Genomic DNA, 21,660 nt, shown 5'->3' on the forward strand with positions numbered 1-21,660 from the left:
TTTTGAATGATTTAAAAACCAAGGTTGATTCCGAAGACATAGTTTTTTAACATCGGAAAGCTTTCTCCGCCACCTCTTTCGGGATCGTATTCATCGAGCTTGGAGTTCTTAGTCCAGGTGAAGAGATTGGTGCCTGCGAAATATATTCGCATGTTGCTGACAATCGATTTATCCTTCACTGGTAGCGTATAGCCTAGGGATAGATTTCTCACCCTGAGGTACGATCCGTCTACATAGCCAATGGTGCTCCAATAGAGCGTAGATGAACCGGATACCCCTGCATTTGGTCTTGGATATTCATTCGTTGGGTTTTCAGGAGTCCAATAGTCAATGGCTTTTGAACTATTGCTAAGGTTTGACTGCCTGTCATATCTGCTTAGGAAATTTGGATTGATAGTTTGTCCCCATCTCGCAAATAGATACACACTGAAGTCAAATGCTTTGTAGGTCACTTTGTTGTTCAAACCTCCAAACCAATCAGGTCTATTGTTGCCAGCCAACACGATCCTGTCATTCACCGCATCGATCTTATTGTCTCCATTTTGATCCCTTACCTTGATATCGCCCGGCGCTTGACCAAAGATTTTTGCTTCGTCCGCCTCGGCGGTCTGCCAGATTCCCAATTTTTCATAATCATAGAAAACCGAAATAGGCTGCCCTACAAACCAACCGTTGCTGATATCATCCACTCCGTCAGTGACCAGAGAGACAATCTCTTCTCTATTTCTGGTGAAAGTCAATGTGCTTTCCCATAGCAGGTTTCCTTTTTCGATGTTGACAGTGTTTATCCCCAATTCAATCCCGCGATTTTGCGTTTTGCCGATGTTCTGATAGACCTGCTGCACGCCTGTGGTAGGTGGCAATCCTCTGGGAAGGAGCAAGTCGGATGTCTGTGTGTTGTAGATGTCTAGGGTGGCATTGATTCGGTTTTTCCATAATCCCAGGTCAATTCCAAAGTTGGTGGTGGCGGATAGCTCCCATCCTGCATCGGGATTTCCGAGAAGGGGGGAGAATGTAAAGCCCTGGAAACTTGACTCTCCAAATGCCATAGGAATTCTGGTCAAAGTGCTTTGGGTACCATAAGGCTGGATCCCGGAGTTTCCTGCCACACCGTAGCTTGCACGGAGTTTCAATTCACTTATGCCTTCAATGTTTTGCATGAAACCTTCATCCACCACTCGCCATGCCACTGCTGCCGATGGGAAAAATGCCCATTTGTTTCCTTCTGACAATCTCGAAGCTCCATCAGCCCGGTCCGTCAAAGTGATAAGATACTTGCCTTTGAAGCTGTAGTTTAATCTCGCGGCAAAGGACAAAACATTCCATTTTGAATAGCCGCTGTTGATTGAAATATTGTCAGGGGCATTTCCCAGGCCATAGAATAACTGTCCGGGAAGCAATTGATTTTCGCCTTGCGCCAACACATCATCCCCCTCGCTTTGTACATAGCTACTCAAGGCGGTGATGGTAAAGGAGTGGTCTTTGATCTCTTTTTGATAGTTGAAAACATTGTCCCAATTAAAAAAGCTGCTGTTGGAGGCGGTGTATTGTGCTCTGCTTGTTCCCCCGTTTCTGCTGATCGAATTGGAGGCTTCGAATAGACCTACCCGCGAGTTGCCGATATTTGTCCCAAAGTTGGTTTGGAAACTAAAGCCCTCGAATGGTTTGAGATCCAAATAGACATTGGCGATGACATTGGTGATCTTACCCGTGTTGGAGAAAATGTCCGGCTGCTCATCAGCTAAAGGGCTGATGGAAGAGCCTCCAAGAGGAAAGACGATAAACTCGCCTTCGTCATCATATACCGTCCCAAGGGGAATGATTTTGTTTGCCATGTTCAGCGGGTCTCGACGATAGCTTTCGTCCCTGTTGGCTACCTGTGACTGCAACCCTGCCTTGATCCAGCTATTGAAGGTATGGTCCACATTGGCTCGGATCGTATAGCGTTTTACCTCGTCGAATTTCAAGATGCCTTTTTCACCAAAGTAATCGATTGAGGTGTAAACCTTTGTTTTGTCGCTTCCGGCGTTTACGCCTACGTTATAATTTTGCTGAGTGCCGTTTTTGAACAGTAGGTCTTGGTAATCAATCCATTCTCCGTTTGCTATTGCGTCCAATTCTTGAGTGTTGAAGATGAGTGGATCATCTGCCTCGGACTTCCATTTTCCCGTGGTTCGGTTTGCTTCTCTCTTGATGGCAACATATTCGTCCCCGTTCATTACCGCTGGATATCGCGAAACTTCCGAGACACCGAAGTAAGAATTGAATGAAACTTTGGGTTTGCCTGCCGCTCCTTTCTTGGTGGAAATTATGACGATGCCATTGGCTCCTTGCCAGCCATAGATTGCGGTAGAAGAGGCGTCTTTTAGGAATTCCATCGATTCAATGTCATTTGGGTTGATATTGTCGATGTTGCCTGTCTGCACTCCGTCCACTATAAACAAGGGGTTATTGCTTGCACCGATTGATCGGTTACCTCTAATCCGGATATTGATTCCCGACGAAGAAGATCCGCTTCCTCTAGTGATATCTACCCCTGCGACCTTTCCTTGGATGGATTCCAGTGGGTTTTGGGCCGGCACCTGTCTGATGTCTTCATTTTTTAGAGAGGTGACGGCACCCGTCAAGTCTCTTTTCTTCACAGTACCATACCCAATGACGACCACTTCTTCCATGTTGGTGATATCAGGACTGAGCGTGATGTCGATAGTTTTTTGATTGCCTACTTCAACTTCTTGTGTGTTATATCCAATCGAGCTGAATACCAGGGTGGAACCCGTTGCCACTGAAATGGAATATCTTCCATCTGCATTGGTTACTGTACCGGTATTGGTTCCTTTTACCAATATCGTCGCCCCTGGAAGAGGGCCATCGAAATCAGTCGCGTTTACGATCCCCGTTACCTGGGTCGTTTGGGCCGAAATCTTGAAGGATACAAGTGCTAAACAAACTGAAAAAAGCCACAGGAGCCGGTTCAGTTTGCCACGTTTCCGTGTAGGTCCCGTTTTAGTAAGAGTTTTCTTCATGTTAAATGGGTTTTTGTTAAAGGATAGGGAATCGACAGACAAGCGGTTCCTTTGATAAGTTTTATAAAACAGAAAGCATGTGAAACTAAAACGAAGAAAACGGAAGTCATTTCCGGGATAAATGTAGGTATTAGGAAAAATAATCAAAGAAATATTTCGAAAAAATTTACGAATATTTTCCTTTTGTTTTTCGTTTTCTTTCTTTTTGATACATTTGACCATAGTCTTGCTTAGGGCGAGCGTACCAAATCTTCGGGTGGATGGGTGAAATGTCCTATATAGCGTCAAATAAAAGTCAGGCAAGTAGTATGAAATGGATCAGGATTATTGGTTTGGGAATAATGGGGATAGTCGCAGTGGGTACTTTGCTCAGCTGTGAGGGATCTGAAATAGAGACTTCCAAGCCGAGGGTACTCGTCAGTTCTGATATCGGCGGCACAGACCCTGATGATTTTCAATCGATGATCCACCTGCTGATGTATGCGGATCAGGTAGAGTTGGAAGGACTGATATCTTCTCCTTTCGGAGAGGGTAGCAAAAAAGACATCCTGGACATAATCGGGCTCTATGAGCAAGATTACCCTCAACTCCTTGCCCATGCCCCGCAGCTTCCCAGCCCCAATTCCCTGAGGGCTATCACCAAGCAAGGCGAAAAAGAAGCGGCCCCCTTCAAAGGCTATGCTTCTGCGACGGAAGGTTCAGAGTGGATAATCCAATGTGCCAAGAAGAAAAGCGATCAGCCTCTTTGGGTGCTCGTCTGGGGTGGGATCGAGGATGTCGCGCAGGCACTGCACGATGCTCCTGAGATCAAGGAAAAGATCAGGGTGTATTGGATCGGCGGGCCTAACAAGAAGTGGAGCATCAATGCCTATTCCTACCTCGCCGCCGAGCACCCCGACCTGTGGATGATCGAGGCCAATGCGACCTACAGGGGCTGGTTTATGGACGCAGAATCGACCGCGGAGTGGAAGGGCGACACTTACTATGAGCGCTACATCTCTGGCCGTGGGGCGATGGGCAAGGACTTTGTCAACTACTACGAGGGCAACATCAAAATGGGCGATACGCCGTCACTGGCCTACTTGCTGGACGGTAACCCAGACGATCCCACGGGGGAAAGCTGGGGAGGGAGCTTTGGGAAAATCGACCGAAGCGCGAGAAGGGTGTTTGAGGGAGGAAGTACGGTCGAGGACACGGTTTCGACCTATGCGACCCTGGAGTGGCACTTTTCCGGCCCTGTCTTGGATATTCCATTGGACTCGGCGGTTTTTCGGATTGAGATACAAAAGCAAGTTTGGCCGGGCTATTACCTCGGGGATGGGCGGTATGGAGTGAAGTATTCTCCCAAACAGGCTGAGACAGGCAGCTACGTCACCAGCAGCAGCATTCCCGAGCTCGACGGGCTGCGCGGAGGCTACACCAGTGTCAATCCCTGGCCGGGAAGACCTTCGCCACTGGACTTCCTGCTCGGCCCCAACTGGTACAGCGACCGTCCGGATTCGGCTTTGTTTATCGAAAACCAGCAGGGTGCCAAGACCATTTCCAAGCACAGGGAAGCGTTTCTGTCCGATTGGGCGGCACGATGGAAATGGTTGGAGTAGGAGCTTTTCGGCTTTTAGCATGACGCTCATTTTTACTTTTGGTGTCTCTTAGGGTATTGCTGCCCAGACAGTGGAATAGTTTCCACAGCCGCTTTGGAACTTTGATTTGGGCTGCGATAGCGAAGGTTCCTTTTCGGTGCATTCCGTTGGCATTTCGGGACAATTTCCTCTATTGGGGCAGTTTGGGATCACTTTTGAAACAGGGGATAGCGACAAACTAACCCCGACTTATGACAGCATTTCATTCCCGGTATTTTTCCAGGGTGATAGACACCGTAGGAGATACCCCCCTGATCCGGCTCAACCGCATTTTCCCAAAGTCCAGCGTTCTGTTTTTTGGGAAGGTAGAATCCTTCAACCCTGGTGGGAGTATCAAGGACCGTACTGCACTCCAGCTGATTTCCCACGCGATGGAGACGGGACAGCTCAGACCGGGAGACACGGTCGTTGAATCCAGTTCAGGTAATATGGCGATTGGCCTTGCGCAGGTGTGCAAGTACTTTGGACTGCAGCTCGAAGTCGTGGTAGACCCGATGGTCAACCGGCAGAACGTCAGAATCATGAAAGCCTATGGAGCCCATATCAACTATGTGGAAAAGCCTGCCCAAACCGGCGGTTTCTTGCAGGCTAGGCTGGACAAAGTTCAGGAACTATTGCGCCGAATCCCGGGAAGCTTCTGGACCAACCAATATGGAAATGGCCAGAATCCGGCAACCCATCGCAAAACCATGCACGAGATCGTCAAGGACTTGGGCTATGCGCCCGATTACCTGTTTGCCGCGACGAGTACCTGCGGGACGCTGATGGGCTGCGCCCAATACATCCAGCTCATGGCGCTGGATACCAAGCTGGTCGCCGTCGATGCCGTAGGTAGCGTGATTTTCAACGGGCCCTCAGGAGAAAGGAAGATTCCGGGGCACGGAGCGGGAAGAAAGTCGCAGTTTTTGGAGCCGGAGGCAGTCGATAGGGTGGTGCATGTGGACGACTGGGACTGTGTACAGGGCTGTAGGCAACTGCTGGATCGAGAGGCCTTGCTCTGCGGAGGCTCATCGGGGGCTGTGTTGAGTGCAGTCGCCAAAGTTTTGCCGGAGATTCCAAGAGGTTCCACGGTAGCCATGATTCTTTGCGACCGCGGGGAGAGATACCTGGATACCATCTATAATGAGGAATGGGTCAATACCCAAATTCGACGAGGGGAGGTGGTGGAGCTTAGATGAAGACAGGGAAACAAGCATTTGCAAATCGAAATCCTCGACCTTTCAAAGTCGCGATAGTGGGCTTGGGGCCCAAAGGCCTCTATGGCTTCGAGCGCCTACTGGCGAATCTGGCGCTCTTGGAGGACGCCCCGGAGGTAGAAATCCACCTTTTCAACCGGACGGAAAGTTTTGGTGCGGGAGAGGTCTATGATCCCGAGCAGCCAGCGTACCTATTGATGAACTATGCCAACGGCCACATCTCCATGTGGCATAGCGAGGGGATTCCCGCCGTGGTGCCGACGACTTATACCTTGGTCGAATGGCTCAAAAAAAACCAATATTCTACTTCCGAGCCAAACGAAGTGTCGCCGCGGTATTTGGTGGGGAAGTACCTTCAGGAGGGTTTCGAAGCGCTGGTAAAGCATGCTCCGAAATTCGTCAAGATCTACAAACACGTAGGTGAGGTGGCGGACATAGCCCCTCTTGGAAAGCGGTACACGCTGACCGTCTCGACCGATGGATCAGAGCGTCGACTGCGCGGTATCGACGAAATCTTGGTGGCTTCTGGTCACCCGAGGGCCCAGGCGCCACCTTTTCCAGATCTCGATCACGCGGTGGACTTTGTCTATCCCATCCCGAGCAAACTTGCCAAAATCAATCCGGGAGAGCTGGTCGCGATGAAGGGGGTGGGGCTTACGTTTGTGGACGTTGTGCTCGGTTTGACCGAGGGTCGAGGTGGCCGTTTTTCGGAAAACTTTCAAGGGGATTTGGTCTATTTTCCCTCGGGAAAAGAACCCCAAAAGATCTTTCCCTTTTCGAAGTCTGGGCTTCCCATGATGCCCCGGGGAAATACCTACCCGCCCAAAATCTACGAGCCCATTTTTTTTATCGAGGAAAATTTGACCCAAGGTCGGAATCCAAGCGCAAAGTATGACTTTGAGAAAGAAGTGCTACCCTGGATGGAGCGGGAATACAAGTGGGTGTACTACTCCAAGCTCTTCAGGATAAATCACTTGACCTTGGATTTGAGTACTAACTTTTTAGAGGTAGAAGCCCAGATTGAAGACTTTCATCGGCTGTTCCCAAAGTTCGTTCGGTTTGACCTGCAGGACTTTTTGCATCGTCCTTTTACCGAGGAGGGCTTTGTTGAGGACAGGCAGGCCTACGTGGACTATTGTCTTGGCCAGGCAAAGCTAGGGGAGGAAAACAGTCCGCTGGCAGGCGCGGCTGGACTATGGAGAAGCCTTTCACCCGTATTTGCCCGGATTTACCAGTTTGGAGGCCTCAAACCCGAATCCCACAGACTTTTTGCGGAGCAGTACGCGGGAGCGCTCAACCGTCTTTCCTATGGGCCTCCCGTCGGAAACATGGAGAAGATCTTGGCTCTGGCAAAAAACGGGTTGCTCGACTTCTCTGCCGCTAAAGGGCAAATCTCCTATAGAAATCCTTTGTTTCGGCTCCAGTCGGAAGTTGGGCGAGTTGCGGTTGAAACCGACTACTTCGTAGATGCCAGAATTCCCAAATATCAAGTTTCCGACACTTCCCAAGGCCTGTACGGCAAAATGATCGAACGAGGCATAGTCACCCCGTATGTCAACCGGGAGGGAGAGCGCTGCTACCAGCCCGGATGCGTGGCTCTCAGCAAGGCCGGGCATGCGATTGATCCCTCGGGCCGTGTCAACGATTCGATCACCTTCACCGGCACGCCTACCGAAGGCCTGACCTACGACAATGACTCGCTCTCAAGGGAAAAAAACGACCTGGTAAGCGCCTGGGCCAGAAATCTGTGCGAGCGCTTGGAAAAAAAGGCTAAGCCTTTCCGGATCTCTGAATCAAAAACCTCTGTATCCCCATGAACACCCTGCCCAAACTCACGCCCATCGTATCGCCTTGGATGGAAGACATAATAGCAAACAAGCCGCTTTTGGAGGAGTTGATAGCCGAGTATGGCTCTCCGGTCAACATCATCAATCCAAAATCCATGGCAGCCAACTATGGCTCGTTTCTCTCGACGCTGACAGATTTTGGACTTTCCCACGGTGTGTTCTTTGCCAGAAAGGCAAACAAGTGCAGGGCATTTGCCGAGCAGGCAGCTGCCTTGGGCATGGGCGTCGATACGGCCAGTCTGCAGGAGTACGTGCAGTGTCTGGAGATGGGGATAGATCCCTCGCGGCTTATCGTGACGGCGGCGGTGAAAAACGCCGAGCTGATCAGGCAGGCGGTCGAAAATGGCAGCACAATTATTTTGGACAATCAGGATGAGTGCGTCCAGGTCCAAGCCATCGCCCATCGCCTAGGGAAACAGGCCCTCGTGGGGTTTCGGCTCAGCGGGTTTCAGTTTGGCGACGAAAAGCAATACAGCCGCTTTGGTTTTGATCTGGAAGATTTTCTACCCTTTGCGACGGAAGCGCTGACGGGCTCGGATACCTTCGGAAATCTGGCTTACCAAGGGCTTCACTTTCACCTGAACCGCTACTCTACCCAGGAGAGGGGCATGGCGCTGGGGCAATGTCTCGACCTGGCCTCGCAACTTAAAAAAGCCGGATTGGACACCAAGTTTATTGACATTGGGGGTGGTTTTCTGATGAATTATCTCCAGGATCAAAGCCAATGGGAGGGCTTTCGAGAAGCGCTTGAAAAGGCTATGTTGAATGAAATCCCTCCAATCACATTCGGCAACCAAGGCCTTGGGCTTTTTGTCCATCAGGGAAAAATCGAGGGAAGCCTGGGGGTCTATCCTTTTTGGAACGACCGCCCCCAGGGCAAATTCCTGAACGAGGTTCTTTCCCATCGACACCATGGGGGGCAGCGGGTGGGAGACCTGGCGGCTTCGCAAAAAATAGAAATCCGGATGGAGCCGGGCAGGTCCCTGCTTGACCAGACTGGGATGACGGTGGCAAGGGTAGCCTTTCGAAAAAGGGATTCCCGAGGCGATTGGCTGGTCGGATTGGAAATGAACATGACCCAGATGCTGAGCGGAAGTGCTGATTTTCTGCTGGATCCTTTCCTCATTTCGGAAGAAGAAAATGCAGAAGAAGAGGTTGGAGTGTACTTTACCGGAGCGTATTGCCTGGAGCGGGATATTTTGCTCAAAAGGAAGGTTGCGCTTTCGCACCTGCCGGAAGTGGGCGACCTGGTAGCCTTTGTAAACACAGCCGGATACATGATGCATTTCTTTGAATCCAGCGCCCATCTTTTTCCCCTCGCCGCAAATCTCGTCTATCAAGAAGAAGCGGGAGCCAAAGCCCAAGTGCACCATTTTCGGCAGGAAGTGGAGTAGCCAAAGCAGGATTCAATTCGGTCAAAGGCGAAGGATCTGCTGTACAAACGAAGTACGCGAAACAAACGCACAACCGAAGTTGTTGGAAAATACGGCAACTAAAGCATAGCCTATGCTTCGAAACGATTTGTTGATTTTTGACTCCAAGGGGATTTTTTGCCCTCCCGCGCAGGTTTATCTCGATCCCTGGAAGCCGGTAAAGCGGGCCATCATCACCCATGGGCACTCTGACCACGCGAGGTTTGGACACCAGTACTACCTCACGCACCATTCCAATATTCCTATCCTCCGGCATCGTTTGGGCAATATTCGGGTTCAGGGAGTGGATTGGGGCCAGACGTTTTTGATCAATGGGGTAAGCTTTAGCCTCCAGCCTGCGGGACATATTGTGGGATCATCGCAGGTCAGGGTAGAGTATGGAGGGGAAGTGTGGGTCTTCACCGGCGACTACAAAAACGAGCCCGACGGAGTGGCGGAGCCTTATCGGCCGATCAAATGCGACACGATGATCACCGAATGTACCTTTGGGATTCCGGCCTTTAAGTGGAAACCCCAGCATCAGGTTTTTGACGAGATCAATTCCTGGTGGCAAGGCAATAGGGAAGAAGGCAGGACTTCGGTGTTGTTTGGCTATACTTTGGGCAAAGCGCAACGGATTTTGAAATACCTTGATCCCTCCATCGGGACGATCTACACCCATGGAGCGGTCGAGAATATGACCGAAGTGCTCCGGCCTCAGTTGGAATTGCCCACTACCGTTTTGGTCACCAAGGACATACCAAAAAAAGAGCTGGCGGGCAACTTAGTCATCGCGCCGCCGTCGGCCCACGGGTCATCCTGGATGAGAAAGTTCGTGCCCTACGAGACCGCCACCTGCAGTGGCTGGATGGCTTTTCGGGGAGCGCGGGCAAGAAGGGCCACCGACCGGGGTTTTGTCCTCTCTGACCACTGTGACTGGAGCGGCCTGCTGGACAGCATCAGGTCCAGCGGGGCCGAGCGGGTGATTTGCACCCATGGCTACACCGACATTTTCAGCCGATACCTGCGCGAGATAGGCTACGAGGCAAGCGTGGAAAACACGGGCTACGAAGGGGAAAAGGACGAATCTGAAAGCCAACTGCAAACCAACGGGGGATGAAGGCATTTGCGGATTTGGTAGAAATGCTGGACTCCACCAACAAAACCAGCCAGAAGGTAGCCGCTTTGGCGGACTATTTTGCTCAGGCCGAGGATAGAGACAGGCTTTGGACGATCGCGATACTTTCCGGCAGAAGACCTCCTCGGCCGATCAACACCACACTGCTGAGGGAGTACGCCGCGGAGCTCGCGGATATTCCGCTTTGGCTTTTTGAGGAAAGCTACCATATCGTAGGAGATCTTGCCGAGTCCATCGCCTTGATCGTCCCCACTAATCGGGATGATTCGGGCAAGGAACTGTGGGAAGTATTAGGTGAGATCGTATTGCTCAAGGCGAAAACGGAGGGAGAGAAAAAAGCCTACGTCGTGGATATGTGGAGCCGCTTGGACTACTACTCGAGGTTTGTATTCACCAAATTCCTGACGGGATCCTTTCGCATCGGCATCAGCCAAAAATTGATGACCAGGGCGCTGTCGCAGGTGTCGGGAATCGGAGAGGATGAGTTGGCCTATCGACTCACGGGAGGCTGGGATCCACTGGGTACTACCTACCGTGAGCTTGTTTTTGGCCAAAATGAACAAGCCCAAGTCTCCAAACCCTATCCGTTTTACCTCGCTTACGCTTTGGAAGGCGGTCTCGAGGAACTTGGGCCGGTTTCAGACTGGGCCATCGAACATAAATGGGACGGCATTCGCGGTCAGCTGATCCATAGAAAAGAGGAGGTTTTCCTTTGGTCGAGAGGGGAAGAGCTGGTCACGGGGAGCTATCCGGAGCTTTCGGAAGCCGGGAGCCATCTGCCGGATGGCACCGTGCTGGATGGGGAAATATTGCCTTTCAAAAACGGGCAAATAGGCCTCTTCAACGACCTTCAAACCCGGATCGGCAGGAAAACCGTGGGCAAGGCGATCTTGGCCAAAGTCCCGGTGGTCTTCAGGGCTTACGACCTGCTGGAATTTGGCGGCGAGGACATCCGGAATCGCAGCTACCTGGAGCGCAGGCAACTTTTGGAAAGTCTGCTAGCTGAGCTGGGGCATCCTTCCCTGCAACTTTCCACCCGTTTTGAATTTGGGAGCTGGGAAGAAGTGGCCGAGGAGCGGGAGCTTTCCAGGGAGAAAAGGAGCGAAGGTCTGATGCTCAAGAGAACCGCTGCTCCCTACCGGCTGGGAAGGAAAAAGGGCGATTGGTGGAAATGGAAGACTTCTCCATTGACCATCGACGCCGTGCTGACCTATGCCATGCGTGGCCACGGCAGAAGGACCAACCTGTTTACCGACTATACTTTTGCGCTGTGGCATACCAACGAGCAAGGGGAAAAGGAGCTGGTGACGGTAGCAAAGGCATATTCCGGACTGACGGACAGCGAGTTTGCCAAGGTGGACCAGATCGTCAAGCGCACGACTCGGGAGAGGTTTGGGCCGGTGCGCAGTGTGGAGCCCACCCTTGTGTTTGAGTTGGCCTTTGAAGGAGTCGCTTTCTCCAAGCGTCACAAAAGCGGTGTTGCCGTCCGGTTTCCGAGGATTTTGAGATGGCGTCAGGACAAAAAGATCGAGGAGGCAAACAGTTTGGAAGATCTTAAGTCTTTGATACCGGGCTAGTGAAGGACATTATTCGAGAGCTGTCAAAAACAAAATCGGGCGGAAGCTTGACGCTGCCGCCCGAAGCGTCCCTAGACCGGGATTTTTTTGGCATCCTCCCTTTCCCATATCCTGTGCTTGGAGATCGCCTCGACGAAGGAGCTGGGGGCCTGGTCAAACAAGACTCCTTTCGGCTTGGCGTTTCTCGAGGCATAGGTCATGTCCCAAAGTGACCTTCCTGACCCGTCTACTGCGATAAACTTGTAGTGCCTATAGGATTCATCCAAAAATCGGATCGCCAGTGGTTCGTCCTTGAGCGTCTCCACACTTTCTGCTCCGTCCGGCACATATACTGCGTCAAACAAGACAGAAGACGTAGTCACCAGACTATGGTCAACTTTGATCGTCTTTCCGCCTGAAGCCGTGATGGATCCTCCATTTTTGCTGATGATTTTCGAGTCTGCCCCGGCGCTATTGAATGCTTTTTGGAATTTTTCTACAGCATCGGAATCTACCCCATCTGCAGCCAAAATAGCAATCACCCTGCCCTGTATGCCTTTGCCCGGAGAGGCCATCAGGCTCAGTTTCTCTGATTTTTGGATTTTCGATTTCACCGTTGTCGGCTGGTAGTCTTGCGGGTTGGCATCAGCTCCGTAGCTGTGGTTGAGGGGTTTTTCCGGAGTCTTGATCTCTTTGATCCCCAGTCCCTCGGCCACATTTTTGGCCAGCTCTTTATTGACGTAGGAGAGCATTCCCACCATTCTTTCCCTGATTTTCTCATCGGTCACCTTCCCCAGCTCAAACCTCAAGGCTTCGATGATGTGCCGCTGCTCCAGAGCAGTCTGGCTCTCGTAAAAGAGCTTTGCCTGGCTGAAGTGATCGAGAAAGCTCTTACTTCTTTTACGGATTTTGTAGCCTTCGATCCTTTCATGATGCGATACAAATCCGCCGTCGGCCATCGCAGCCTGATAAGGACAGCCTCCATTTCCTTGGTTGGGGTGGTAGCCCCCCTTGCCTTTGTTGATGGTCAGCCGCATCGATCCTCCCCGCTGGTTGTTGTGCACGGGGACGATGGGGCGGTTGATGGGGATTTCAGCAAAGTTCGGCCCCCCCAAGCGAGAAAGCTGGGTATCTGTGTAGGAAAACAAACGGCCTTGGAGGAGTGGATCGTTGGTGAAGTCTATTCCAGGCACCAGGTGGCCTGGGTGAAAAGCAATCTGCTCGGTTTCTGCGAAAAAGTTGTCCGGATTGCGGTTGAGCACCATTTTTCCGAGTATCTGAACCTGTACCAGCTCTTCGGGGATAAGCTTGGTGGGGTCGAGTAAGTCAAAGTCAAACTTGTGCTCGTCCTCTTCCCGGACTACCTGTACGCCAAATTCCCATTCCGGAAAGTTGCCGCTTTCGATGGCATTCCAGAGATCCCGTCGGTGAAAATCAGGATCTTGCCCTGAAATCTTTTGGGCTTCCTCCCAAGTCACCGAGTGGGTCCCCAACTTGGGCTTCCAGTGGAATTTGACGAAGGAGGATTTGCCCTTGGCATTCACAAACCGAAAGGTGTGGACGCCAAAACCTTCCATCATTGCCAAGCTTCGTGGCAAAGCCCTGTCACTCATCGCCCACATGATCATGTGCATGCTCTCGGGCATCAATGAAATGAAGTCCCAAAAAGTATTATGGGCGGAAGCTGCCTGTGGAATTTCGTTGTCTTGCTCGGGCTTGACGGCATGGATCAGATCGGGGAATTTCATCGCGTCTTGGATGAAAAAGACCGGCATGTTGTTACCGACCAAGTCATAGTTGCCCTCATCGGTGTAAAACTTTACGGCGAAGCCCCTTACATCCCTGGCCAGATCGGTGGATCCCCTGAATCCTGCCACGGTGCTGAAGCGAGCGAAAACCGGGGTTCGTTTTCCTTTCTCTCCGAGGAAGGAGGCTTTTGTCAGTTCGGAAAAGTCGCCGTAGCTCTCAAAATAACCATGCGCACCTTCGCCTCTGGCGTGGACGATTCGCTCCGGAATGCGCTCGTGGTCGAAGTGGGTCATTTTCTCGCGAAACTGAAAATCCTCCAAAAGTGTCGGGCCTCTTTCCCCGGCAAGGAGGGAGTTTTGGTCATCGTTGATTCCCACGCCTTGGTTGTTGGTCATCATTTCGCCGCTACCATCTTCGGTGTTTACATGGAGATCTTGGATTTTCTCGTTCTTAGGCTCTTTTTGAGATTTCTTGTCTTTCATGATGGGATTTGTTTAGTGGTTGGCAGTCAGCCGTTCCAATAACATTCCATACCATTTAGGAGTCTTGAAAAAAGAGAGGTAAAGGAGCCAGGGGAGATCCCTGCTTTGGTAGACTAGCGTTCAGATAGACTAAGAAAACTGCTTCCAGAGGAACTACAGGGAGTTTTTGGGCTTGATAACATCGCTCGGCAAAAAGCTTGGCGGAGCACATTTTCTGTTGTGGCTATTTCTGGCTGAATGTCCTTTGCGCAGGCGACGGCCCACCCGATGTCCCATACAATCCACACTCTGTACAAAAACAGAAAGCATCCGACAATTGAGAGAAAGAAGGGTGAAAATAGCCTTAGGCGGCTGTCCTTCTCCTGTCTCCAGCGTTCCTCTCGAGGAAATAGACCAAATCATGGAGATTGCTTGAAGTAGTTCTAGAGTAGACTGTCTTGGCGTTCCCAGACCGAAATTCAAGCTTGAGCGAGTAGATTTTTCCCAGACCGGGCAGCTTGAAGCTTGTCAGTCTCCATCCTTTCAGGTCGGTATCGACATTGATGAGGAGTGTCTTCAGGGGATGCCAGATTTTCACGTTCCTACCCAGACGGGTAATGCATTTGCTTGTTTTGGAGTCTAGGGTTAAAACGAGTGAGAGAAGGGATGCGAAAAGCATAAAGGAGCAAAGTGCCGCGAAAAAAATCATGTGTAACAGTAAAAAGGTTTTAAAACAAAATATGAGTCGCAGCCGAAAGCCAGCAAGACAGACCAAAAACAGGGTAGATCGCTAATTGAAAAAAAGAAGGCGTTGGAATTCCATCCGAAAATCCGTGCCTCTAGTCTTCAGAAAACACTTTCAAATCCTGAAGGCTGACTTTTAAACGTACCGAGGTATGGAATTCTTCGAAAAACCGACAGTTTTTTTTGAGCGGTTTCTGAGGCATATCTTGGGAAGTTGTTATCAGTTTTCTGGCTATAATGTTGTTTGAATTTAAAAATATGGAATTCCTATTCATAAAATTGCATAAAAAATTTTTTAAATTGGATTTTCGCCTCTGACGAAAGGCTGTTTTTCTTCTAAATCCCCGCTCATCGGAGCGTTTGGAATTCTCTCAGGACATCATCATATACCTAAAGCCAGATTTTTGGTGATGGTATCGTTCCGCTTTCATGTTTGACTTTGGCTCACCTGCGAAAGGCGGGGTTGGGATGGATTACATAAAGGTGCCTTTCGAACGCACTTCCGCTACGAGTGGTAACACAAACCAGGAAAGCGCTGTCGGAAAAAGGTGGAAGTTGGTACTTTACCACACTAGGCCATTCCAAGGGGTTTCTGGTAGTCCGAGTATGCTAGACGGATTTTGAAGCCTGGAAAACCAGAAGACAGCGCTTCTTCTCGCTAAGCAAATCACTGAAACATAGCTAGATTATGTGTCGCAGGAAACTGAAAGTACTATTGGTTGATGATGACCAGGTTATGAACTTTGTCAACAAGAGGATGCTTGAAAAATCGGGCCATGCCGACACTATTGAAGTTGGGCTAGGGGGTAGGATGGGTTTGGAATTGCTCGCCAATAAACAGCAAAAGGGGGAAAGGTTTCCGGACTTGATCATGCTAGACCTGAACATGCCGGAAATAAACGGCTGGGAATTTTTGGACGAATACAGGAAGTTTTCCCCGCAGGTGAAGTCTAAAACCCTGTTGGTCATGCTCACCAGCAGCTTGGATCCAGATGATTTTTCCTCAGCAATGAACCGAAGCGAGGTGGACGAGTACTACGTCAAACCCTTGGAGATGAGTGTGATCGAGGACCTCGTGGCGAAATGCCAGGCCAAATCCGATCAATAGAATGGTTTTGCCCTCTGGAGCGATCTGCTAGTTGTTGATTTTATTGACCCTATTGATCAGGTCTTTGTAATAGTTTCTTCCTATTGGGATTTCCGAGTCCTCGATTTTGATGATGTCATGATTGAAGGCCTCAATCTTCTCCAAGTTGACGATGAATGACTTGTGAACCCTCACGAACTCATTCTCGTCCAGTTTGCCCATGATTTCCTTTACGGTATTCCGCAGGGTATATTGCTTGCCCCCCACATTCAGATGGGTATAGGTGCCTTCTGCCTTGATCCAAAGAATATCCACACTTTTGATTTTTTTGAGCCACCCGTTGTCCCTGATGAAAATTTCGTTCATGTGTGGCTTGGTGTCAGCCAAACTTGTCTGGGTTCTTTCTGATTTTTTGCGCTTGGTCTTGTAGTTCGAAATCGCCAGCTCCACCGTGGTGATTAGAGACTCTTTGGTGAAGGGCTTGACGATAAATCCGTCAGGCTCTAAATACTTGACCCGGGAAATGACTTCTTTGCCGGAGGCCGAGGTGATAAATACCAGTGGCAGCTGAAAATCCCTTCTCAGCTCCTCTGCCAGCTCTATTCCGGTCTTCTTTCCCTTGAGTTTGATGTCTATCAACACCAAATCCGGGGAGGATTCCATCATGTTTTCGCCTGCCTCCTCCGCGGACTCATAGATTCCCAAAACTTCGTATCCATTCAATTTGAGCAGTTCGCTGATGTTTTCGGACAGGTTTGCATTGTCCTCGACCAGCAGCACTTTTGTTTTCAGACTCTTAGCTTTCATGAATTGGCGTTTCCGAAATGGTTTATTTGATTAAATTAGTTGTCCTCTACTAAAAAAGTAAAAAAAAACGATAGATGGAAGGTAGCTCCGTTGATGGCACCGGTATGGAAGACTTGATTTTTTCCCTTTTTGACTATTCTATCCTGAAAATTTCCGAAAGGATAAAGATACTTTTTCCTGTGATAGACTGGGATCAGATTTCCTGTCTGGGGGATTATGACCTGGCAGCGCCACTTCCCGAAGAGCTGGGAAAGCGGAAGGACCGCTATCCGTCGCAGTCTGACTCGGACGCTACGGTGGAGTTTGGGAAGGGCGGAACACAGGTTTTTGCCAAGGAGGTCGCTTGGGTAAGCGGGGACGGGGAACGGCTTCACCTGATGCTTTTTCCCAGCAATGTGGAGCGCTATTTTGAGATATCACGCAGGCGGCTTCAAGAATACATGGATAGGCTGGGCACTCCTGCCGTGCTTTTTGACTATTCCTTGGAGTCCACGACAGCGATAAACTACGACATGGTATCGCTAATGCGTAAATCCATCTCATTGTTTTCCAATGGAATAGGTCTAAAAGATCTTCTGATGGACGATTCCATCTTCGAAAAGCTTTTGGATTGGAGGGAGTCGGCCTCGGTTTCCCAGGCATTTGAAGTGAAAGTAAGCTCGCAGGACGGCAGGGGGCATTGGTTTGAGGTGAATTTCTCCAAAGTGAAGATGGAAGGGCTGATCTATCTCATGGCGGTCTTCAAAGACATCCATGAGGCGACGGTTTTCCAATTGCGCCAGAGAAAAAAGAAGCTCATTCTATCCCGCCTATCCAAAGTACAGAACTCTTTTTTGTCCAAAACCTCCGATTTCAACCCTTATCAACTTTTTCTTGACGCTATTCTGGATATTTCCGGAGCCGAATATGGATTTGTGGGTGAAGTCGGGGTGGGCAGTGAGGGGAATAAGCTGATGAAAATCCACGCGGTCACGGATTTTTCGAACAACAGTGAAGCGTCCAAGGCGCTGATCGACAAGCTTAAACACGACAAATTTTTTTTCAGCCACTTTGACAATCTCTTCGGAGCCTGCATCAAGACCGGCCAGGTCATCTGCGAGAACAGTCCCAAGACCAATCCCCACTCCAGCAACAAACGTATCCCCGGACACCCAACCATCTCCAACTTTCTGGGAATTCCTATTCTCAACGGAGACCAGGTAGTCGGCTTGATCGGCTTGGGAAACAAGCCGGAGGGTTTTTGTGAAAGTGACGTAGAAGACCTTCAGCCCTTTGCGAGCACGTATTCGGTGATCTTGAACGCGTTGGAAAACGAAGAAAGAAACCAGGTACTGCTGAGGGACTCATCCGACAAGGCGCTGATCCTATCGACGGTAGGCGACCATTCCCCGGACACCATCGTCGTGCTCGACGGACAATTGAACATCAACTTCCTGTCCCCCGGATACAGCAAGCATTTTGGCGCTGCCGTGACGGAACTCGACGCCAAAAACAAGATCAAATCCCTGATAGGGAAGACTTTGGCACAGAAGTACAAGCAGACTGAGGAGCATTATCGATCCAGGCTTTGCATCACTACCAAGGAGCATGAAAACCGGTGGCTGGAGACTTCGCTGAATATTTTTGGATCGGAGGGAGGACAAAAGATCATCGCATTTGTCCGCGAGGTGACCACCCACGTGAAGTCTGAATTGACCCTCAAGGCCTCCCTGAGGAAGGAAAGACAGTTCAAGCACTTTCTTTCCGAATTTATGGGGGTCATCGCGCATGAATTCAAAACACCCTTGGCGACGATCATTTCCAGTTTGGAGCTGTCCGGAGTTTACCTCAACCAGCCTACCGAGGACAACCTTCTCATGATCAAAAAGCATCTGGCCAAAATGGAGAACGAGGCCGGCAACCTGCATAAGATAGTCGTGAACTCGCTGGCCTATGAGCGGTTTAGGAAAGAAAGTGCGACGCTCAAGAAGGAAGAGGTCAAGCTCTATTCGTTTTTGGTCGACACACTCAGCCAATATGGCCTTGCAGACCAGGTCAGTTTAGGTTTTGAAATGGAGCGGGATTTCAAGGTGCGGTGGGATCGTTTTTTGATGCAGACGACCTTGGTCAATTTGGTGAACAATGCGCTTAAGTACAGCGATGGAAAAGGCATGCCCAAACTCAGCGTAAGATCTCGGGCGTCTGGATTTTCGATCAGCGTTCGTGACTATGGGATAGGAATTTCGGAAAAGGACTTGCCATATATTTTTACGCCATTCTATCGGGGAACAAATTCCCAACATGTGGAAGGAACGGGAATGGGATTGATAGCGGTCAAGAATTTTGTGAAGCTCCACGGGGGAGAGTTGAGAGTCAGGTCCAAGCTCAACGAAGGCACGCTGGTGACCTTATTTTTCAAAGAATGACGGAGTGGAGGTTTTGCGAAAACTCTTGTAGCGATGCTCTGGTGGCGATTTTCAGCGATTCCAAGACTTCTTGTCCACGTGAAAGCCGGTTATACGCTGCTGCTCAGGACGACCAATTCCTAAAGAAAAAATCACAAGCCTCGCCGGATATAAAAAAAAATAAAATAATACGGTGATTTTTGTCAGATTGGTGTCTTAATTGGACGTTGTTTTTCCTGAATCTAGGGAAATACAGCCCTTGGTCACCCCGACTTAACACCTCAGTTTGAAAAAAAACCAAATAGCAATTTATCCTGCGTTGTCTCCAAGCGACGTAGATACGACTCTTATAGATCTTTTCTTGCAAGAAGGGTACGATGTGGTCGTTTCCTACCATCTCAGTGAGGATAGGGAGTTTTTGCAAAGCCGGATTTTAGCAAAAGAGAGAAGCCGAGTACATTTTGAAACCTGCGATTTGGAAAGTCTTGGAGAAGTCCAAGCCTTCCAACAGCTCCTGTTGGAAAAGTGGTATCCTATCAGCGCTGCCTGCATCACTTTTGGATCCGAGACCGGTATTCTAGGTCTGGAGGACCTGAGTACCGAGACTTTGTTGGAGGCGTTCAAGGCTGATTTCCTGCCTTCGTTTCATTTGGCCAAGTGCCTTTTGCCGCTGATGCGCTCTGCGGGTTCAAAGATATTGGTAGTGGAGAAAGAGGTTGTTTCGAAATCTCGCAGGCTGGGACTAGTTGGTGAACTGTCCCAAGGATCCAAAGGCGTCTTGTGGGACAGATTTCAAATGGAATGTAAAGGTGCCGATCTGAAGAGATTCACGCTAGACGTCCGAGTCGAGTCTGAAGAAGAAACGGTCGATGCAGTCACCCACTCCGCTATGATCGAAAGCGTCAGGGATTTTTTGGCAAACAGAGACCCCGATTCACTCGCAGAATCGGGCTCCGATACCTCACCCAAATTGATTTTGCCGGGACGGTTTTGAAATCTTTAGCCCAAGGTAAAAAGGTTGTTTGTGTATTGGGACACGATGGCAAGGTGTAAAATGAATCTGAGCTTATTTACCGATGCGGTAAGTGTATATCTTTTGATAATCAATGTATTATGTTTGTTTTTGTGTATGTGGGGTGTAAACTTTTTAGGAAGTGTGGGGTTTTCTGATAGGGAACAAATCGTGTGAAAGTAGGGGAGGCGGTAATCTCCCTTTTATCTCCTGTAATTTCTCCGGTGTTCTCTTAGTGAATTCCAATTTCTATCTGGCTTTCCAATTGCTGTTAGGTTTAAACTTAGATTTTCAGCAAGTTTTTTCCTTTGAGCTATAGAATTACATTCTATAGCTCATTTATTTCGTAATATTGAGGTGTAGAAACGAGATTTATCACTCATGAAATGCCCGTGCGAATGACTTTTCACACAGTCAGATGATCATTTAGGGCATTCTCCCGACGAAAATCGGTACAGGCTATCTGACCAATTAAATCAATTAAAAACAGATGAAATGGATTTGGGAGAGACCGGATTGGCCAAACTTTACCTTTGATGCGGCTGCTTTCATTCATTTAGAACGCGAATTCCATCGGAATACGGGTTTGATTTTAGGTTCGCTTAGTGGAGTGTCTTCTGAAGATGCGGATGAATTGCGGGTGACCCTATTGAGCAACGAAGCGCTGGATACCTCGAAAATCGAAGGGGAAATATTGGACAGGGATTCCGTACAGTCGTCCATCCGTGGCCAGCTGGGATTGCAGACTGATGGGAGAAGATCTGGCCCCAAGGAAACAGGTGCTTCCCGTATGATGGTGGATCTCTACAGAAGCTACAGTGAGCCTCTTGACCAGGAGCGTCTATTCTCCTGGCATCAAATGGTAATGAATGGAAGGGTTGATTTGGAAATCATTGGGGGTTACCGAGTTCACGAAGATCCTATGCAAATTGTATCGGGGAGATTTGATTTACCCCAAGTTTTCTATGAAGCTCCGCCATCCCACCGGGTACCAAGCGAGATGGAAAATTATTTGCTTTGGTTCAATCGAGCTTTTAATGAAGGAATGCCTACGTTGGTTCATGCTGGATTGGCGCATCTGTTTTTTGAACTGATTCACCCTTTCGAGGACGGAAACGGGCGAATCGGTCGTGCTATTGCAGAAAAGGCCTTGGCTATGGGAGCCAAGCATCCCTTGATTACATCTCTTTCCAGTACCCTAGAGCGAAACAAGAAGGCCTATTATCATGGGTTGGAACGTGCCAATGGTTCTCCGGATGTGACTGATTGGTTAGTATATTTTTCTGGAGAGGTATTGAAAGCCCAAGGCCATGTGCAGCAACTGATTCTATTTATCGTGGAAAAGGCTCGCTATTTCGAGCAATTCCGGGATCAACTGAATGGGCGCCAGTCCAAGGTCGCGCTTCGGTTATTCCGAGAAGGGCCAGCCGGTTTCCATGGGGGACTGAGTGCTGAGAACTATATCCGAATCAGCAAAACGTCCCCCGCTACCGCAACCCGCGATCTGGCGGAAATGGTAGCTATTGGAGCCTTAAAAAAAACTGGAAAATTGAGGCATACACGGTACTATCTCCCGATGGTGGAAGTCTAATTGTTGCTTT

Annotated in this window: 14 protein-coding genes; 10 read left to right on the forward strand and 4 right to left on the reverse strand. The window is 49.6% G+C overall.

Annotated elements, in window-relative coordinates:
- Window positions 1-11: 11 nt before the first annotated feature.
- A complete protein-coding gene (locus J0A68_RS07480) occupies window positions 12-3,248 on the reverse strand; it encodes a SusC/RagA family TonB-linked outer membrane protein (RefSeq protein ID WP_236021390.1) in 3,237 nt (1,078 codons plus the stop codon).
- 86 nt (window positions 3,249-3,334) lie between these two features.
- Here J0A68_RS07480 and J0A68_RS07485 point away from each other — a divergent pair, with 86 nt between their 5' ends.
- The 6 genes from J0A68_RS07485 to J0A68_RS07510 all read left to right on the forward strand — a co-directional run bounded on the left by J0A68_RS07485 (window position 3,335) and on the right by J0A68_RS07510 (window position 11,836).
- Window positions 3,335-4,627, forward strand: coding sequence for a nucleoside hydrolase-like domain-containing protein (locus tag J0A68_RS07485; RefSeq protein ID WP_206577562.1), 1,293 nt, complete (start codon window positions 3,335-3,337; stop codon window positions 4,625-4,627).
- Window positions 4,628-4,857: 230 nt separating this feature from the next.
- On the forward strand, window positions 4,858-5,844 hold the full coding sequence (sbnA, locus tag J0A68_RS07490; protein WP_206577563.1) for a 2,3-diaminopropionate biosynthesis protein SbnA: 987 nt from the start codon (window positions 4,858-4,860) through the stop codon (window positions 5,842-5,844).
- 62 nt (window positions 5,845-5,906) lie between these two features.
- Window positions 5,907-7,679, forward strand: coding sequence for an FAD/NAD(P)-binding protein (locus tag J0A68_RS07495; protein WP_206577564.1), 1,773 nt, complete (start codon window positions 5,907-5,909; stop codon window positions 7,677-7,679).
- Window positions 7,676-9,103, forward strand: a complete 1,428-nt coding sequence (locus J0A68_RS07500) for a type III PLP-dependent enzyme domain-containing protein (RefSeq protein ID WP_206577565.1) — start codon at window positions 7,676-7,678, stop codon at window positions 9,101-9,103. Before J0A68_RS07495 ends, J0A68_RS07500 begins: the two co-directional genes overlap by 4 nt.
- A gap of 112 nt (window positions 9,104-9,215) precedes the next feature.
- Window positions 9,216-10,241, forward strand: a complete 1,026-nt coding sequence (locus J0A68_RS07505) for a ligase-associated DNA damage response exonuclease (protein ID WP_206577566.1) — start codon at window positions 9,216-9,218, stop codon at window positions 10,239-10,241.
- On the forward strand, window positions 10,238-11,836 hold the full coding sequence (locus J0A68_RS07510; RefSeq protein ID WP_206577567.1) for an ATP-dependent DNA ligase: 1,599 nt from the start codon (window positions 10,238-10,240) through the stop codon (window positions 11,834-11,836). Before J0A68_RS07505 ends, J0A68_RS07510 begins: the two co-directional genes overlap by 4 nt.
- 71 nt (window positions 11,837-11,907) lie before the next feature.
- Here J0A68_RS07510 and J0A68_RS07515 read toward each other — a convergent pair whose 3' ends face one another.
- Window positions 11,908-14,046, reverse strand: coding sequence for a catalase (locus J0A68_RS07515; protein ID WP_206577568.1), 2,139 nt, complete (start codon window positions 14,044-14,046; stop codon window positions 11,908-11,910).
- A gap of 343 nt (window positions 14,047-14,389) precedes the next feature.
- A complete protein-coding gene (locus tag J0A68_RS07520; protein ID WP_206577569.1) occupies window positions 14,390-14,734 on the reverse strand; it encodes a hypothetical protein in 345 nt (114 codons plus the stop codon).
- Window positions 14,735-15,457: 723 nt separating this feature from the next.
- Here J0A68_RS07520 and J0A68_RS07525 point away from each other — a divergent pair.
- Complete coding sequence (locus tag J0A68_RS07525; RefSeq protein ID WP_262897999.1) at window positions 15,458-15,877, forward strand: response regulator; 420 nt, start codon at window positions 15,458-15,460, stop codon at window positions 15,875-15,877.
- Between the two features lie 27 nt (window positions 15,878-15,904).
- On the opposite strand, the gene J0A68_RS07530 is transcribed toward J0A68_RS07525, so the two are convergent.
- Entirely contained in the window at window positions 15,905-16,663 is a 759-nt protein-coding gene (locus J0A68_RS07530; protein WP_206577571.1) for a LytR/AlgR family response regulator transcription factor, read from the reverse strand.
- A 74-nt stretch (window positions 16,664-16,737) separates the two neighbouring features.
- Between J0A68_RS07530 and J0A68_RS07535 the strand changes: the two genes are divergently transcribed.
- The 3 genes from J0A68_RS07535 to J0A68_RS07545 all read left to right on the forward strand — a co-directional run bounded on the left by J0A68_RS07535 (window position 16,738) and on the right by J0A68_RS07545 (window position 21,650).
- Window positions 16,738-19,068, forward strand: a complete 2,331-nt coding sequence (locus J0A68_RS07535; RefSeq protein ID WP_206577572.1) for an ATP-binding protein — start codon at window positions 16,738-16,740, stop codon at window positions 19,066-19,068.
- Window positions 19,069-19,333: 265 nt separating this feature from the next.
- Complete coding sequence (locus tag J0A68_RS07540) at window positions 19,334-20,041, forward strand: SDR family oxidoreductase (protein ID WP_206577573.1); 708 nt, start codon at window positions 19,334-19,336, stop codon at window positions 20,039-20,041.
- A 508-nt stretch (window positions 20,042-20,549) separates the two neighbouring features.
- Window positions 20,550-21,650, forward strand: a complete 1,101-nt coding sequence (locus J0A68_RS07545; protein ID WP_206577574.1) for a Fic family protein — start codon at window positions 20,550-20,552, stop codon at window positions 21,648-21,650.
- Window positions 21,651-21,660: the final 10 nt, after the last annotated feature.

The sequence above is a fragment of the Algoriphagus oliviformis genome, assembly GCF_017254915.1.
Lineage (GTDB): Bacteria > Bacteroidota > Bacteroidia > Cytophagales > Cyclobacteriaceae > Algoriphagus > Algoriphagus oliviformis.